Source organism: Acidobacteriota bacterium (assembly GCA_040752915.1).
In the GTDB taxonomy this organism is placed as follows: domain Bacteria; phylum Acidobacteriota; class UBA4820; order UBA4820; family DSQY01; genus JBFLVU01.
Genome location: JBFMHB010000039.1, coordinates 15,712 through 30,051 on the forward strand (window position 1 = coordinate 15,712; position 14,340 = coordinate 30,051).

General features: G+C 70.5%; 9 protein-coding genes and 1 riboswitch. Of the genes, 1 reads left to right on the forward strand and 8 read right to left on the reverse strand.

Features of this window, described 5'->3' with window-relative positions; all coding sequences use genetic code 11:
• Positions 1-104 precede the first annotated feature (104 nt).
• A complete protein-coding gene (locus AB1824_08615) occupies positions 105-968 on the forward strand; it encodes a neutral zinc metallopeptidase (GenBank protein ID MEW5765028.1) in 864 nt (287 codons plus the stop codon).
• 470 nt (positions 969-1,438) lie between these two features.
• Here the strand turns inward: AB1824_08615 and AB1824_08620 are convergent, their stop codons facing one another.
• From AB1824_08620 to AB1824_08655, 8 genes are all read right to left on the reverse strand, one after another.
• Complete coding sequence (locus AB1824_08620; GenBank protein ID MEW5765029.1) at positions 1,439-2,359, reverse strand: DUF72 domain-containing protein; 921 nt, start codon at positions 2,357-2,359, stop codon at positions 1,439-1,441.
• Between the two features lie 40 nt (positions 2,360-2,399).
• On the reverse strand, positions 2,400-2,990 hold the full coding sequence (locus AB1824_08625) for a helix-turn-helix transcriptional regulator (GenBank protein ID MEW5765030.1): 591 nt from the start codon (positions 2,988-2,990) through the stop codon (positions 2,400-2,402).
• Between the two features lie 150 nt (positions 2,991-3,140).
• A complete protein-coding gene (locus AB1824_08630; protein MEW5765031.1) occupies positions 3,141-4,988 on the reverse strand; it encodes a bifunctional homocysteine S-methyltransferase/methylenetetrahydrofolate reductase in 1,848 nt (615 codons plus the stop codon).
• 26 nt (positions 4,989-5,014) lie between these two features.
• Positions 5,015-8,437 (reverse strand): methionine synthase, encoded by a 3,423-nt coding sequence (metH, locus tag AB1824_08635; GenBank protein MEW5765032.1) that lies wholly within the window; start codon positions 8,435-8,437, stop codon positions 5,015-5,017.
• Positions 8,434-9,564, reverse strand: coding sequence for an aspartate-semialdehyde dehydrogenase (gene asd / locus AB1824_08640; protein MEW5765033.1), 1,131 nt, complete (start codon positions 9,562-9,564; stop codon positions 8,434-8,436). The genes metH and asd overlap by 4 nt, the downstream gene beginning before the upstream one ends.
• A complete protein-coding gene (locus AB1824_08645; protein ID MEW5765034.1) occupies positions 9,464-10,960 on the reverse strand; it encodes an aspartate kinase in 1,497 nt (498 codons plus the stop codon). The genes asd and AB1824_08645 overlap by 101 nt, the downstream gene beginning before the upstream one ends.
• A complete protein-coding gene (locus AB1824_08650) occupies positions 10,957-12,066 on the reverse strand; it encodes a homoserine O-acetyltransferase (GenBank protein MEW5765035.1) in 1,110 nt (369 codons plus the stop codon). Before AB1824_08650 ends, AB1824_08645 begins: the two co-directional genes overlap by 4 nt.
• Positions 12,063-13,343, reverse strand: a complete 1,281-nt coding sequence (locus tag AB1824_08655) for an O-acetylhomoserine aminocarboxypropyltransferase/cysteine synthase family protein (protein MEW5765036.1) — start codon at positions 13,341-13,343, stop codon at positions 12,063-12,065. The genes AB1824_08650 and AB1824_08655 overlap by 4 nt, the downstream gene beginning before the upstream one ends.
• Positions 13,344-13,564: 221 nt before the next feature.
• Positions 13,565-13,642: riboswitch (SAM riboswitch) on the reverse strand.
• Positions 13,643-14,340 lie beyond the last annotated feature (698 nt).

The following is a 14,340-nucleotide window of genomic DNA, read 5'->3' on the forward strand; positions in this document are numbered from 1 at the left end:
CCAAGCCTTGCCCCGCGCGGAGCGGGGGCGTATCGTCGGATCAGACCTGGGAGCGAGCAAAGGAACGACGCGCGCCAGAGGGGAGGGGGTCCCGAGGAGGAGCCATGTTATGGAGAGGCCGGCGCCGGAGCGCCAACGTCGAAGACATCCGGGGCGGAGGCGGCCGCAAGATCGCCGTGGCGGGGGGCGGGCTTGGGGCCATCGTCATCGCCCTCGTGATCCTTTTCCTGGGGGGGAATCCGGAGGACGTGGTGCAGGTCCTCCAGCCCCAGCAGGGACAGCTTCTGGAGGCCCCCGGCTCCGGCGAATCCCTATCCCAGCAGGAGCGGGAGGCGGGCGAGTTCGTCGCGGTGGTCCTGGCCGATACGGAGGACGTGTGGAACGCCCTGTTCCGACAGCAGGGAGCGAACTACCGCGAGCCGAGGCTCGTCCTCTTCAGCGGCTATACCCGCTCGGAGTGCGGGGGGGCGAGCGCCTCTGTGGGGCCCTTTTACTGTCCGGCGGATGAGAAGGTCTACATCGACCTCGTATTCCTGGAGGAAATGCAGCGGCGCCTCAACGCTCCCGGGGACTTCGCCGCCGCGTACGTGATCGCCCACGAGGTGGGCCACCACGTCCAGAAGCTCCTGGGGATCATGGACCAGGTTCAGGAGGCTCGCGCTGGCATGAGCGAGGAGGAATACAACCGGCTCAGCGTGCGCCTCGAACTCCAGGCGGACTTCTTCGCCGGCGTGTGGGCCCACCATGCCCAGCGGACGAAGCACATCCTGGAGGAGGGGGACATCGAGGAGGGGATGAACGCCGCCAGCGCCGTGGGAGATGACCGGATCCAGCGCCAGTCCCAGGGATACGTCGTCCCGGACGCCTTCACCCACGGCACCTCCGAACAGCGCCTGAGGTGGTTTCTCAAAGGCTTCCGGACGGGAGACCTCTCCCAGGGCGACACCTTCGCCGCCTCTCCCCTGTAATTTCCGGGCGTCGGGGACCTGCAATTTCCTCAGAGTCCCGAAGGGGGAAGGAGGCGGCCATCGAGCGTTCTTCCCCACGCCTCCGTGAGGGGAAGGGAGTCTGCGGCTCCCGGAAATTCCCCCTCTTAAAAAAAAGAGGCGGGAGAGGGCTCTCCCGCCTGTAGAGGGGTTAGGGCAATCGCACGTTCTTCGGGACCGACTCCTCCTCCTTCCTGGATGCCCGGCCGGAAGGAAGCGATCCTTCGCGAACCGGTCCCTCGAGTTCTGGCCAAACGTCCGCGGGCGCGCTCGCGGACGTGGTCTGGTCTGTTCAGGTTATGCAAGGAGACTGCCAGAGGCGCCGCGGCGAGAAAGACTGATTTGTCATGGAGATGAGAGGGAAGGATCGAGGAGGCGCCCAAAAGGCTGGCACCGGATCGTGACTGTTGTGTGAGGCTGTGGTTACATCGACGGACCCATCGGAGGGGTGTTTATCCGGTCCAGGCGAGGCCCGCCTCGGCGGCGAAGAGCGAGCGCTGAAAGGCGGTCCCGCAGACCGGTTCGAGGCGCGGATACGCCTGGAGAAGAGGCTCGGGGACGGGCTGGAGCGCCCCCGTGAGGGCGTGCTGGAATTCGAAGGCGTTGGCCGCCGCCTTCCCCCGGAAGTGGTTGTTGAAGATCACCACGACCTCCTCGGCCACCGAGGCGGCCCCTCGCACGGCCTCCGCCCAGGGCGCCAGCTCGCCCGGAGTGTAGAGGTAGTTGTAGCGCTCGTCGCGGCCCGCGCCCTCGGCGAACCAGGACGCGGCGTTGCGCCCGTGAAAGCGGAAATAGGCGAGCCGGGAGGTGACGGCCCCCGTGGGGCCCAGGCACTGGGCGAGGGCGGGTTGGTCCACGTTGCAAAAGGCCAGGTCCCGTTCCCTCAGAAGCTTCAGCACGTCCTTGTGGCCCCAGGAGGCGTGGCGCACCTCCACGGCCAGGGGGTAGGCCGAGAATCGCGTGCAAAGGTCCAACAGGACCTGGCGGTTCTCGGGCGTGTTCCGGAAGGACCAGGGCCACTGGACCAGGACCGCCGAGAGCCGGCCGAACCGGGCCAGGGGCTCCACGGCCCGGTGGAAGGCCCGCTCGTCCACCAGCGACGCTTTGCGGGTGTGGGTGAAGCCCTGAAAGAGCTTGACCGTGAAGCGGAACCGGGGCCGGTCCGCCACCCTCCGCACCCACTCGCCCGTCTTCAGGGGATCCGGGATCCGGTAAAAAGTGCTGTCCACCTCCAGCACGTCGAAGAGGCCCGCCATGTAGCCCAAGTGGTCGAAATACCGCCCCGTCTTCGCCGGGTACACGACTCCCTTCCAGTCCGGGTAGCTCCACCCCGCGGGGCCCGTTCGGATTCCTGGGACGGTGCCTTCAGCCATGGCTTTCCTCATGCCGAAAGGGCCCTCGGACTCCTGCCCTTCACCTTTCCCTCGCCCACACGATCTTGTACGCGAAGCGGACCTCGTGGGGTTCCACGACCACGGGAGGGTAGAGCGGATTGACGGATTCGAGGAGGACGCGGCCGCCCGCCTCCCTGTAGCGCTTCACGTACTTGTCCCCGCTCATGAGGCCGATGACGGCGTAATCCCCGCTGACGGGGCGCTTGCGCGTATCCACCATGACCACCTGGCCGTCCTCGTACTTGGGCACCATGGAGTCTCCCGCTACCTCCACGCCGAAGCCGTTGGGATCGGTGAACTCCGGCGGCCTGGGCAGAAAGTACATGCCGCCGCCGGCGGGGTATCCCTGGTCCGTGAATTCCACGCCGGGACCGGCGGAGGCGAAGGCCACCACGGGAACCTCCGGGGGCATGGGATCGGCGCCCGTGAGGGCCGCCAGAGGCGAATCGAGGGCCGCGGCGATGGCCTCCAGCGACCGGAGGGAAGGCGTGATGCGGCCCTTCTCGATGCGGGCGTAGTTGGGCGGGCTCCACCCGAGCCTCCGGGACACCTCGGCCTGGCTCAGGCCGCGCGCGCGCCGCAGGGCGGTGATCCGTTTGGCGACGTCCATGGTCTGCCTCCTGGAGGGAGCGCTCATGAATGATTTCGCTCCGCAGATTGAATATAGTCATAAATGACCATGAATGCAAGTCCCCCCCCCAAAACGGGGGGCCGGGACGGGGGAGCGGCGGAACGGGAGGGGCGGCGCTCGGTTCCGCCTTCACCCGGACAGGACGTCGGCGAGAACGGCGGCCCGGCGGCCTCCGGAAGTGAGGTAGGCGCCGGGGGCGATGCGGCGGATGCCCTCGAGGAGCCCCCGGGCGAGGTCCACGCCGAAGGCCATCTGGTCCTCCCGCGCCGGCAGCGCTTCGAGCCGGCGCAGGACGGGATCGGGCACGCGCATGCCGGGCACCTCGTTGTGGAGGTAGAGGGCCTGCTTGAGGCCGGCCAGGGGCAGGAGGCCGGGAAGGACGGCCAGCGGAATATCCCGGACGCGGTCCAGGAAGCGCGCGGCGTCGTCGAGGTCGAAGACGGGCTGCGTGAGGGCGAAGGTGGCCCCCGCTTCGGCGCGCTCGCGGAGCTTGAGGACCTCCGCCTCGGGGTCTCGAGGGGTGAGGCTGATGCCCACGCCGATGCCGAAGTGGGTGGGCGCGCCCGTGGCGTTGTCGGAGAAGTCGAGGCCCCGGTTGAGGGAGGCCACGATCTTCACCAGGCCCACGACGTTCACGTCGTTCACCGACGTGGCGGCCGGGAAATCGCCGAGGGAGGCCGGATCGCCCGACAGGGCGAGGATGCCGTCCACCCCGAGGAGCGCCGCCCCGAGGAGCTCGGACTGGAGGCCGAGAAGGTTCCGGTCCCGGCAGGTCATGTGGAGGATGGTGGAAAGCCCCGTCTCCTGTTCGATGAAGTGGGCCAGGGCCATGGGCGCCACCCGCACGCGGGCCATGGGGTTTTCGGCGATGTTCACGGCATCCGCCCCGGCCCTTTTCAGAAGCCGGGCGGCCTCCACGGCGGGCCCGGCGTCGGGTCCCTTGGGGGGATCGATCTCGCAGGTGACCACGAAGGAGGTCCCGAGCTTTCCAAAGAAGCCGCCGGGCGTCTCCGCGGGCGAGGAAGGAGGGGCGGCGGCGGGGGCCTCCACCACGAGGGTCCCCCGCTCCGAAGGCTGGCGCCCCGCCGGAGGACGGCCCCGGAGGAGACGCGAGATGGCTCGGATGGTCTCGGGCGTGGTTCCGCAGCATCCGCCCACCACGTTCACGCCCAGGTCCACGTACCGGCGGACGTATTCCGCCACGTACTCGGGGCTCGAAAGGTAAACGATTCGGCCGTCCACTTCGGCGGGGTACCCGCCGTTGGGCATGACGGCGAGCGGGTGGTCCACGCTCCTGGCCACCTCTTCCACGAAGGGCAGGGTGTCGGCGGGGCCCACCGAGCAGTTGATGCCCACCACGTCGGCGCCCGCGGCGGCGAGGCGGCGGCAGCCCTCCACGGGACGGTCGCCGAAGAAGGTACGCCCCTCGCGGCTGACGGTGAGGGAGGCGAGGACGGGCACGTCGGGCGCCAGCTCCCGGCAGGCTTCGAGAAAGAAGAGGGCCTCCACCACCGACTGCTGGGTTTCGAGGATGAAGAGGTCCGGGCCGGCCTCGGCCAGGGCCGCGATCTGCTCCCGGCAGACGTCTCGCGCCTCGTCCTCGGAGACGTCGCCGTAGGGCTTGAGCATGACCTTGAGAGGGCCCACCGATGCGCCCACCCAGACGGGTGCGCCGTGGGCGGCCCGCCGGGCGATCTCCACGCCCCGCGCGTTGATGTCGCGCAGTTTGTCCGCGTGGCCCTGGGCGGCCAGGTGGAGGCGGTTGGCGCGGAAGGTGTTGGTGGTGAGGATCTGGGCCCCGGCGTGGAGGTAGTCCCGGTGGGCATCGTAGACCAGGTCCCCGCGGCTGAGGGTCGCCTCCTCCACGCAGGCCGCGGCGGGCAGGCCCCGCGCGCGAAGGAGGGTGCCCATGGCCCCGTCGGCCACGATCACCGATTCGGCCATCCAGTTCTTCCAGGCCTCCCGGCGGCTGGTCATGGCTCCCATGCCTCCTTCCAATCCCTTCAAACGCTGAAGTAACGGGCCTCCGGGTGGTGGACCACGACGGCGGACACCGACGCCTCCGGGTCCATCATCCGGTCCGTCGTGAGGCGAACGCCGATGCGCTCCGGCCCCAAGAGGCGGAAGAGGAGGTCCTGGCCTTCCAGGTCCGGGCAGGCCGGGTAGCCGAAGCTGAAGCGCTTTCCACGGTACCGCCCGCGCAGGCGGTCCGCCATGGAGAGATCCTCCGGGTCGGGCAGGCCCCATGCCTCACGGATGCGCCGGTGGATCCACTCGGCGGCGGCCTCGGCCAGTTCCAGGGCCACGGCCTGAAGGGCGTGGGAGATGAGCAGGCGGCCCTGCGCCCGCAGGGAGGAGGCGCGCTCCCTCACCCCCTCCCCCGCCGTGGCGACGAGGAGGGCGACGGAGTCCCCGCCTCCGAGGGAGGCCGGGCGGACGAAGTCCGCGATGCACAGGCGGTCGCCCGATCGCTGGCGGGGAAAGGGGAGCTCGGTTCGGGCCCCGTCCCCCGTGTCGAGGAAGAGGGAATCCCCGCGGGACTCGGCTCCGAAGAAACGGTAGAGGCCCTTGGGGCGAAGCCAGCCCGAGTCGAGGATCTCCTGCACGACCTCGCGAAGCTGGAGGGCGCGCGGGTCACCGGCTTCCAGCAGGCGCGCCGCGGGGCCTTGAAGGCCGAGGTGCCTCCCGTAGAGCATCTGGAGGTTCACATACGGCCAGAGGGCGGAGGGGTCCAGGGCTTCGAGGAGGTGCATGCCGCGGTCGGGGGGCGGGAGGGCCTCCACGGGGGGGACGGCCTTTCCGGAAGGCGAGGCGGCCTCGTCCTTCAAAGGCTCCGCTGACCGGGCGAGGCGGGCCTCCCGCTCGCGGCGGAGTTCTTCCCGCGCGGCGGCGCCCTCCTCGGGGGAGAGGAGCCGGTTCAGCAGCTCCAGTCCCGCCATGGCCGTCGCCGCGTAGGCGGTGAGGCCGCCGTACGCCGGGGCGATGGTCCGGTCCGTGAAACGCTCCGTCAGGGCCGCCCCGCCCACGAGAAGGATCGGGTCCAGTCCCGCCTCGGTCACCTCCCGAGCCGTGGCCGCCATCTCGTGGGCGCTCCGGACGAGGAGGCCCGAGAGGCCCAGGGCGTGGGGCTCGTGCTGCCTGCACGCCGCGATGATTTTCTCCGGCGTCACCTTCGTGCCCAGGTTCACGACACGGTAGCCGTTGTTCGAGAGGATCATGTCCACCAGGTTCTTGCCGATGTCGTGGACGTCCCCTCGCACCGTGGCCAGGACCACGGTTCCGCGGGACGGGGCGGCGCCGTCTATGTGCCGCTCCAGGTGGGAGACGGCGGCCCTCATGACCTCGGCCGACCGGAGGACCTCGGCGACGATGAGCTCGTTGCGGGCGAATCGCCGTCCCACCTCGTCCATGCCGCGCAGGAGGGGGCCGTTGACGATGTCCAGGGGAGGAGCGCCCGCGGCGAGGAGGGCGTCCAGGGCCTCCACGAGCCCCCGCCGGCTTCCTTCGGTGACACAGCGAAGCAGGGCCTCCTCAGGGCCGACCGCCGGCTCCGGCGTCCCGTCCGGCCCCGCCGGCCGGGTCTTGAAGCGGGTCAGGAGCGCCCCCAGGGGGTCCGGGCCGCGGTCGAAGAGGAGGTCCTCGCAAAGGCTCCGTTCTGCCTCGGGGATGGACGGGAAGCGCGGGATCTTCTCCGTGTTGACGATGGCCACGTCGAGCCCGGCCCGGGTGGCGTGGTAGAGGAAGACGGCGTTGACCGCCTCCCGCGCCGCCGCGGGAAGCCCGAAGCTGACGTTCGAGATGCCCAGGAGGGTCCGGGAGTCGGGGAACTCCGCCTTGATGGAGCGGAGGGCCGCCAGCGTCTCCGCCGCGGCGCCCCGGAAGCGGGGGCTTCCCGTGCCGCAGGGGAAGACCAGGGGATCGAAGAAGATGTCCTCGGGCCGAAGGCCGTGGCCCTCCGTCAGCAGGGCGAAGGCCCGCCGCGCCACGGCCATTTTCCGCTCCGCCGTGCGGGCCATTCCCTCCTCGGGGTCCTCGTCGATGGTCTGGACCACGAGGGCGGCGCCGAAGGTCCGGGCCAGTTCCGCCATGCGGGCCAGACGCCCCCCGCCGTCTTCCAGGTTGGCCGAGTTGAGAAGGCACCGGCCCGGGCACAGGGGGAGGGCGGCCTCGGCCGCGCGGGGATCGGTGGTGTCGATCATGAGGGGCGCCCGGACCACTTTCCCGGCGCGCTCGAGGAACGCGGTGAGGTCGGAGGTTTCGTCCCGCTCGGGGTCCTGGAGGCAGACGTCCACCACCTGGGCGCCGGCCCGGACCTGATCCCGCGCGATTTCGACGGCCTCTTCGAACCGGCCCTCCGCGATGCGGCGCTTGAAGGCGCGGCTGCCGAGGGCGTTGGCGCGTTCCCCGGCGAGCACGGGCCGGTTGTCCTCCTCCAGCTCCAGGAAATCGATCCCGGAAAGGAAGACGCGGTGGTGGTCCGGGACCCGGCGGGGCGCCACGCCTTCCAGGGCTTGGGCCAGGGCGCGCACGTGGTCGGGGCCCGTCCCGCAGCACCCTCCGGCCACGTTGATCCATCCGTTCTGGGCGAACCGGCGCATGGCCCGCGCCAGGGATTCGGGCGAGAGGCCGTAGCGTCCGCCCTCGTCGGGCATTCCGGCGTTGGGGAAGCAGACCGTTCGGGTGCGGGCCATCCCCGACAGGCTCCGAAGGTGGCTCCCCATGAGGTCGGGGCCTGTAGCGCAGTTCAGGCCCACGGCGAGGAGGGGCGCGTGCATCACGGAGGCGTAGAAGGCCTCGATGGTCTGGCCCGCCAGCAGCGTGCCGGAGGGTTCCACCGTGGCCGACACGACGAGGGGGACTTCGCGTCCCGACTCTTCGACGGCCTTCCGGATGCCCGCGAGACCCGCCTTGGCGTTGAGTGCATCCTGCACGGTCTCCAGGAAAAGGAGATCGGCCCCGCCCTCCAGGAGCCCGAGGGCCTGGACCCTGTAGTGGTCGGCCAACTGGGTGAAGGTGAGCCCCCCCGCGAGACTGATGGATCGCGTGGTGGGCCCCATGGAGCCCGCGGCGAAGCGCGGCCGGGCGGGGGTGGAGGCCTCGGCGCAGGCCTCCCGGGCGATCTGCGCGGCCCGGCGGTTGATCTCGAAGGCCCGGTCGGCGAGGCCGTATTCGCCCAGAACGAGGGGCGTGCCGCCGAAGGTGTCGGTCTCCACGATGTCGGCGCCGGCGGCCAGGTAGGCGTCATGGACCGAGCGCACCACGTCGGGGCGGCTCAGAACGAGGGCCTCGTTGCAGCCCTCGAAGGGCTCCCCGCCGTAGTCCCGGGCGGACAGGCCCCGCGCCTGGATCTGCGTCCCCATGGCGCCGTCCAGGACGGCGATTCGCTCGGAGAGCAGTTCGAGAAGGGCCACGGTGCGGTCGTTCACGGGGCGCTCCGTCCGGATTCCAACCTTATAACACGGGGCGCCGCCCGCCGCTTCGAGGGGTCCCGGCGGAGGGAGAGGCGGCCCGTGGCCGCCAGGAGTTCGGCGACGAGGAGGGTCCCGCCCGCCGCGCCCCGGACCGTGTTGTGGACGAGCGCGACGAAGCGAAGGCGCCGGGCTCCTTGCACTCGGAGGCGCCCCACGGTGACGGCCATTCCCGCCGAAGCGTCCCGGTCGAGGATGGGCTGGGGGCGGTCATCTTCCATCCTCAAGAGCACCGGACGTTCGGGCGCCGAGGGAAGGCCCTTCCCGGCGAGGGGGGAGCGGTAGGCCTCGAAAGCCTCCGCCGCTGCGCCGAGGGAGACGGGCCGCCGGGTCTCGGCCTGGACGCTGAGGAGGTGGCCCTCGCGCACCGGGACCCGGTTGCACTGGGCCGAACAGTCCAGGGCGGCGGGGCGGATGCGGCCGCGAGAGGCGCGCCCGAAGATCTTGTTGGGCTCCCGTTCGAGCTTCTCCTCCTCGTTGCGGATGAAAGGGAGGACGTTGTCCAGGATGTCGAGGGACGGAAGTCCCGGATGGCCGGCGCCGGAGAGGGCCTGGAGGGTCGTGACGCAGACGCGCTCCAGACCGAAGGCGAGACGGATGGGTTCCAGGGCGAGGCAGAGGCCGATGGTGCTGCAGTTGGGGTTGGCGGCGATGAACCCTCCGTGGCGCCGCCACTGGAGGTCCGCCAAGACGAGATGTCCGGCGTTGATTTCAGGGACGAGGAGGGGCACTTCGGGGTCCATCCGGAACGGCGAGGCGTTGGTCACGACGGGGAATCCCGCCTTCCGGAAAAGCGGTTCCGCGGCGGCGGCGGCGGAGGTTTCCAGGGCGCTGAAAACCACGTCGGCGTCCATCTCTTCCGGCCGCCCGGACCCGAGGGGCAGGTCCGGGGCGGCGCGCCCGTCGCGGCCCTCCCAACGTCCGCCCACCACGTCCCGGTAGGAGCGGCCCGTTTTCTCTTCGGAGGCGCAGAGGGCGCCGATCTCAAACCAAGGATGGCTCTGGAGCAGGCCCACGAGCCTCCGGCCCACGATTCCCGTGGCTCCGAGCACGGCGGCCCTGTACCGCATCGTCTCCCGCCTCATGACCCGCCTCCCGCTTCGCTCCGTCCCTTCTCCCGGCCCGCGCCCGTTCGAAAAACCTGCGGTGCAGCCGGCGGACCACTCCCGGCAGGGATTCCTCGTCCACGAGGAACCCGAAGCAGATGCCCGATCCTCCGAAGGAGACCATGGACACTCTCGCCGGAACGGTGGCCTCCATGATGGCCCCCGCCAGGCCTGGCCGGTTTCGCAGCTCTTCCCCCACGAGGCACACGAGGGCCTCTCCGGTGCGACGCTCCACCGGGCCGAGCGCCTCCAGCTCTTTCAGGGCCGCGCTCACGGCGGGGCCCTCCTGGAAGGCGAGGGCCACGGACACCTCCGAGGTCGCCATGAGGTCCGGAGCGAGGCCGTGGCGGACCAGGATGGCCGAGAGCCGCGCCAGGAAGTCCGGCGCCTTGAACATCTTCGGTGTGGAGAGGTTGACGACGCACATGGCCTCCTTGTACGCGATGCTCTTGAGGGGCGCCTTGGCGGGGGGGACCTCGCCGAGGACCCGCGTTCCCGGGTGCCGCGGGCGCAGGGTGTTCAGGATGCGCACGGGGATTCCCCTCGCCACGGCCGGCTCCAGGGTCTTGGGATGGAGTACGCGGGCCCCGAAGAAGGCCAGTTCCGAGGCCTCCCGGTAGCTCAGGAGGGAGAGGCTCCGGGCCTTCGGAACGAGGGACGGGTCCGCCGTGAGGATCCCGTCCACGTCGGTCCAGATCTGGATCTCCTCCGCGTCGAGGGCGGCCCCCACCAGGGCCGCCGTGAAGTCCGAACCGCCCCGGCCCAGCGTCGTGTCCTCCCCGGATTCGGAACGCCCCAGAAAACCTGGAAGCACCACGAGTCGGCCCGACCTCAACAGGGGGAGGAGCCTGCTGCGGCACGCCCGGCGCGTGGCGGCCAGGCGGGGGGAGGCCTCCGTGTGGGCGGCGTCGGTGACGATCACCTCCCTCGCGTCAACCCACGCGGCGGGAAGCCCGCGCTCCCGCAGAAAGGATGCCATGAAGGCACTGGAGAGGCGCTCGCCCGTCCCGAGGAAGGAGTCCCGCACGAGGGGGGAGAACTCCCCCAGGGCGGCCACGGCGCCGGCCATGGCCCGGAGCCGGGCGAAGTGGCTCTCCACCAGGGCGAGGGAATTCTCGAGCGCCGGCCCGGGCGCGAAGAGCGCGCGGCCGAGGCTCTCGTGAAAGCGGGCAAGTCCGGCCAGAACCCCTTGCGCATCGGCAAGGCCACCCCCGGAGGCGAGCCGGCCCGCCTCTTCAAGTCCGTCCGTCGTGTCCCCGAAGGCGGAAAAGACCGCCACCGAAGGCGGCGGGCCGTGGCGCCGCAGGAGGGCCAGTACCCGCTCGATTCGTTCCGGCGAGCCCACGGAGGAGCCTCCGAACTTGAGGACCTTCATGGCGCCTCCCCGAACACGTGCCGCCGCAGGAGAGCGCCCACGGCCTCGGGCTCCGCCAGGAAGGCGTCGTGGCCGAAGGGCGACCGGATCTCCTCGTACCGCGCCTTTCCCCCCGCGCCGCGAAGCCGGACGGCGGATCGGCGCAGGTCTTCGGCGGGGACCAGGAGGTCCTCCGCGATGCCCACCAGGATGACCTCCGCCTCCACGCGGGCCAGGGCCGCGTCCACCCCTCCCCGCCCCCGGCCGATGTCGTGGAGGTCCATGGCCTGCAGAAGGGACAGGTAGGCGTCGGCGTCGAAGCGTCCCACGAGCTTCCGGCCCTGGTGGGCCAAATAGGTTTCCACCTCGAAGGGAGGATCGGGGGAGACCGGCTCCTCCCCCATGTGCCCGCGCCTTCTGCGGCCGAAGCGAGCCTCGAAGAGAGCGGGCGTGCGGTAGGAGACCATGGCGATGCGGCGGGCCAGGTCCAGCCCCGCGGCGGGCTCGCCCCGCCGGGCCGCGTGGCGGACGGCTTCCCGGCCCAGGTGATCGAAGGCGACCATCCAGGCCCCCGCCGCCACATCCCCCGCGATGGGCACGGCGGTCTCGATCAGGCCGGGGAACTCCACGGCCAATTCCCAGATCACCATGGCTCCCAGGGACCCGCCCACGGCGCACCGGAGGCGTGAGATCCCCAGGCGCGAAACCAGGGCCCGCAGTGCCCTCGCCATGTCCCGGGTCGTGAGGACGGGAAAGCCGGACCCGTAGGGCCTCCCCGTTTCGGGACGCAGGCTGGACGGCCCGGTGCTTCCGTATCCGCTCCCCGGAAGGTTGGCGCAAAGGACGAAGCACCGGGAGGGATCCACCGCCCGCCCACTCCCGACGAGGCCTTCCCACCAGCCGGGGCGCCCGTCTCCCGAGGAGCCTCCCGAGGCGGCGTGGGCGTCTCCCGTGAGGGCGTGGACCAGAAGGACCGTCCCCTCCTCCGCCCGGTCGGGGTCGCCCCACGTCTCGTAGGCGATATCGAGGCGGGGGAGCGCGTCCCCGCATTCCAGCGGAAAGGGACCGTCGTGGCGATACGGCGAGGGCCCGGGCGGCGGGCCGTCGAGCTTCGAGGGACTACTCATGCAGACTCCAGCGCCTGTTCCAGGTCGCGTACGAGGTCCTCGGGGTGTTCGAGACCCACCGAAAGGCGAACAAGGTCCTCCCGAACCCCCGCGCGGAGTCGCTCCTCCTCGGAGAGCTGGGCGTGGGTGGTGGCGGAAGGAAGGATCGCGAGGCTCCTGGCGTCCCCCACGTTGGCCGCGTGGGAGAACAGTCGGAGGGATTCCAGGAAGCGGCGGGCCCCCGGCAGGCCCGTCTTCAGGGTGAAGACCACCATGCCGCCGTATCCGCCCGAGAGGACTCTTCGGGCCGTCGGGTGGGAGGGATCGCCGGGAAGCCCGGGGTACCGCACGCACTCCACCTTCGGGTGGTCGAGCAGGAACGAGGCGGCCGAGAGGGCGTTGGCGCAGTGGCGCCCCATCCGCAGAAAAAGCGTTTCGAGCCCCTGGAGGGCCATCCAGCAGGAATCGGGGGAGAGGGCCGCGCCGAGGTTGCGCAGCAGGACGGCCCGGGTGCGCAGGGCGAAGGCCCGATCTTGCGAGGCGCCGAGATCGTGGCCGAAGCGGAGGCCCCCATAGGAGGCGTCGGGCGCGTGGAAGGCGGGGAATCTCTCGTCCTTCCAATCGAAGGTGCCTCCGTCCACAACGGCGCCGCCCAGGAAGGTCCCGTGGCCGCCGATCCACTTGGTGAGGGAATGGACCACCACGTTCGCGCCCCACTCCAGCGGCCGGCACAGAAAAGGCGTGGCGAAGGTGTTGTCCACGATGAGGGGCACCCGGTGTCTCCGCGCGACCTGCGAGAGAGCGGGGAGGTCGGCGACCTCCAGGGTGGGGTTCCCCACGGTCTCCACGAAGAGGGCCCGGGTCCGGTCCGAAATGGCCTCCTCGACCTCGCCGGGCCGGGAGGCGTCCACGAGGCGGGCCGAAAGGCCGAAGGCGGGAAGGGTCTCCTGCAAGAGGGCCACGGTGCCTCCGTAGAGGGCCTTCGAGGCGAGGACCTCCCCTCCCGGCGCGGCGGCGTTGGCGAGAGCGTAAAAGACCGCGGCGGTTCCCGAGGCCACGGCCACCGAGGCGGTCCCTCCCTCCAGGGCCGCGAGGCGCTCCTCCAGGATCTCCTGGGTGGGGTTGGAGAGGCGGCCGTAGATGTGGCCCGGCTCCTTGAGGGAGAAGAGGCTCGCCGCGTGATCCGGATCCCTGAACCGGAAAGCCGCCGATCGGTGCAACGGGACCGCGATGGACTCCCCGCTCCCGGGCTCGTATCCGCCGTGCAGGCATCGCGTGTCGAAGTGCCAGGTTCTCATGTCCTACCTCCCGGACCCGTCCTTCGAGCAAGAAACCCGTCTCGGCGAAAGCCGGACGGGCCCGTCCACGCTTTAGCCGAAGTGTCGCAAACCGGCGCCCTGTCGGGCCGGTTCCGGCGCCCGCAAGCTGCGGCTCAAATCGGCGCCGGCCGGATTGTGGCGTCTTGTCCCCGAACCTCCCTCGCCGCGCGAAAAAAAACCCGCCGCGGCATCAAGCCCGGCGGGACCTCTCCCCCTCCGCTTTAGCCGCATTTCTAGAGCGCCCGCAAGCTGGATCTCAAATCGGCGCTTCAACAGGACTTTATCAGACCTCCTTGGCCGCCGTCAACCCCCCGAGTGGATCCATGGCGGGGGAGGGCGCCCGCATCCTCAACGTAAGGAAAATACGATTCCGGTGCGGGCGCCTCGCCTTCCTTGCCTCAGGGCCATCGGCGTCGGGACGCGCCTCCCTCCCTGCGGTCGGTCGGCCAAGCCTACGCACCGCCGCCGAGTCTCGCCGCACCCGTTTCTCGTCTCCCGCTCCCGTCTCTTGTCTCACGCTTCACGCCCTGTGGGAGGTGTCGCCCGGCGCCGATCTCCTCCCCCCAGAGGTTTTCTTCCACCGATTCTCCCCCCCCAAAGGCCCCCTCTCATTGCAGGGGCGGCCCTCCGCGGCCGCCCGTCTTCGAAGGCCTCCAAAGTAGCGGCCCTTGCTTGCCAAGGGCCGTCCCCTCGGCCGATGCGAGCATCGGCCGAAGGGAAGGCCAACCCGCTTCGCACGGCGTCACCCGATCCCTGGACCCCCTGCTCCATCGAGAGGCGGGCCCCACCCGCATCCGGGAGACGGAACGGCTCAGAAGAAGGAAGCTCGCATGGGAAGAATGTGGCAACACAAGACTTGATAATCATGTAGTCGGCCCCTCCGACGGGCGTAGAGTGGCTTTGGACGAGTCGCTTTACGCACGGGAAGGAGGCCGACGATGGGAGTGTATATCGGGATTGACCTGCATTCCAACAA

Excerpts from the sequence above, each read along its gene's own strand:
- AB1824_08615 (MEW5765028.1), top strand. The coding sequence starts at position 105 with ATGTTATGGAGAGGCCGGCGCCGGAGCGCCAACGTCGAAGACATCCGG.
- AB1824_08620 (MEW5765029.1), bottom strand. The coding sequence starts at position 2,359 with ATGGCTGAAGGCACCGTCCCAGGAATCCGAACGGGCCCCGCGGGGTGG.
- AB1824_08625 (MEW5765030.1), bottom strand. The coding sequence starts at position 2,990 with ATGGACGTCGCCAAACGGATCACCGCCCTGCGGCGCGCGCGCGGCCTG.
- AB1824_08630 (MEW5765031.1), bottom strand. The coding sequence starts at position 4,988 with ATGACCAGCCGCCGGGAGGCCTGGAAGAACTGGATGGCCGAATCGGTG.
- asd (MEW5765033.1), bottom strand. The coding sequence starts at position 9,564 with ATGAGGCGGGAGACGATGCGGTACAGGGCCGCCGTGCTCGGAGCCACG.
- AB1824_08645 (MEW5765034.1), bottom strand. The coding sequence starts at position 10,960 with ATGAAGGTCCTCAAGTTCGGAGGCTCCTCCGTGGGCTCGCCGGAACGA.
- AB1824_08650 (MEW5765035.1), bottom strand. The coding sequence starts at position 12,066 with ATGAGTAGTCCCTCGAAGCTCGACGGCCCGCCGCCCGGGCCCTCGCCG.
- AB1824_08655 (MEW5765036.1), bottom strand. The coding sequence starts at position 13,343 with ATGAGAACCTGGCACTTCGACACGCGATGCCTGCACGGCGGATACGAG.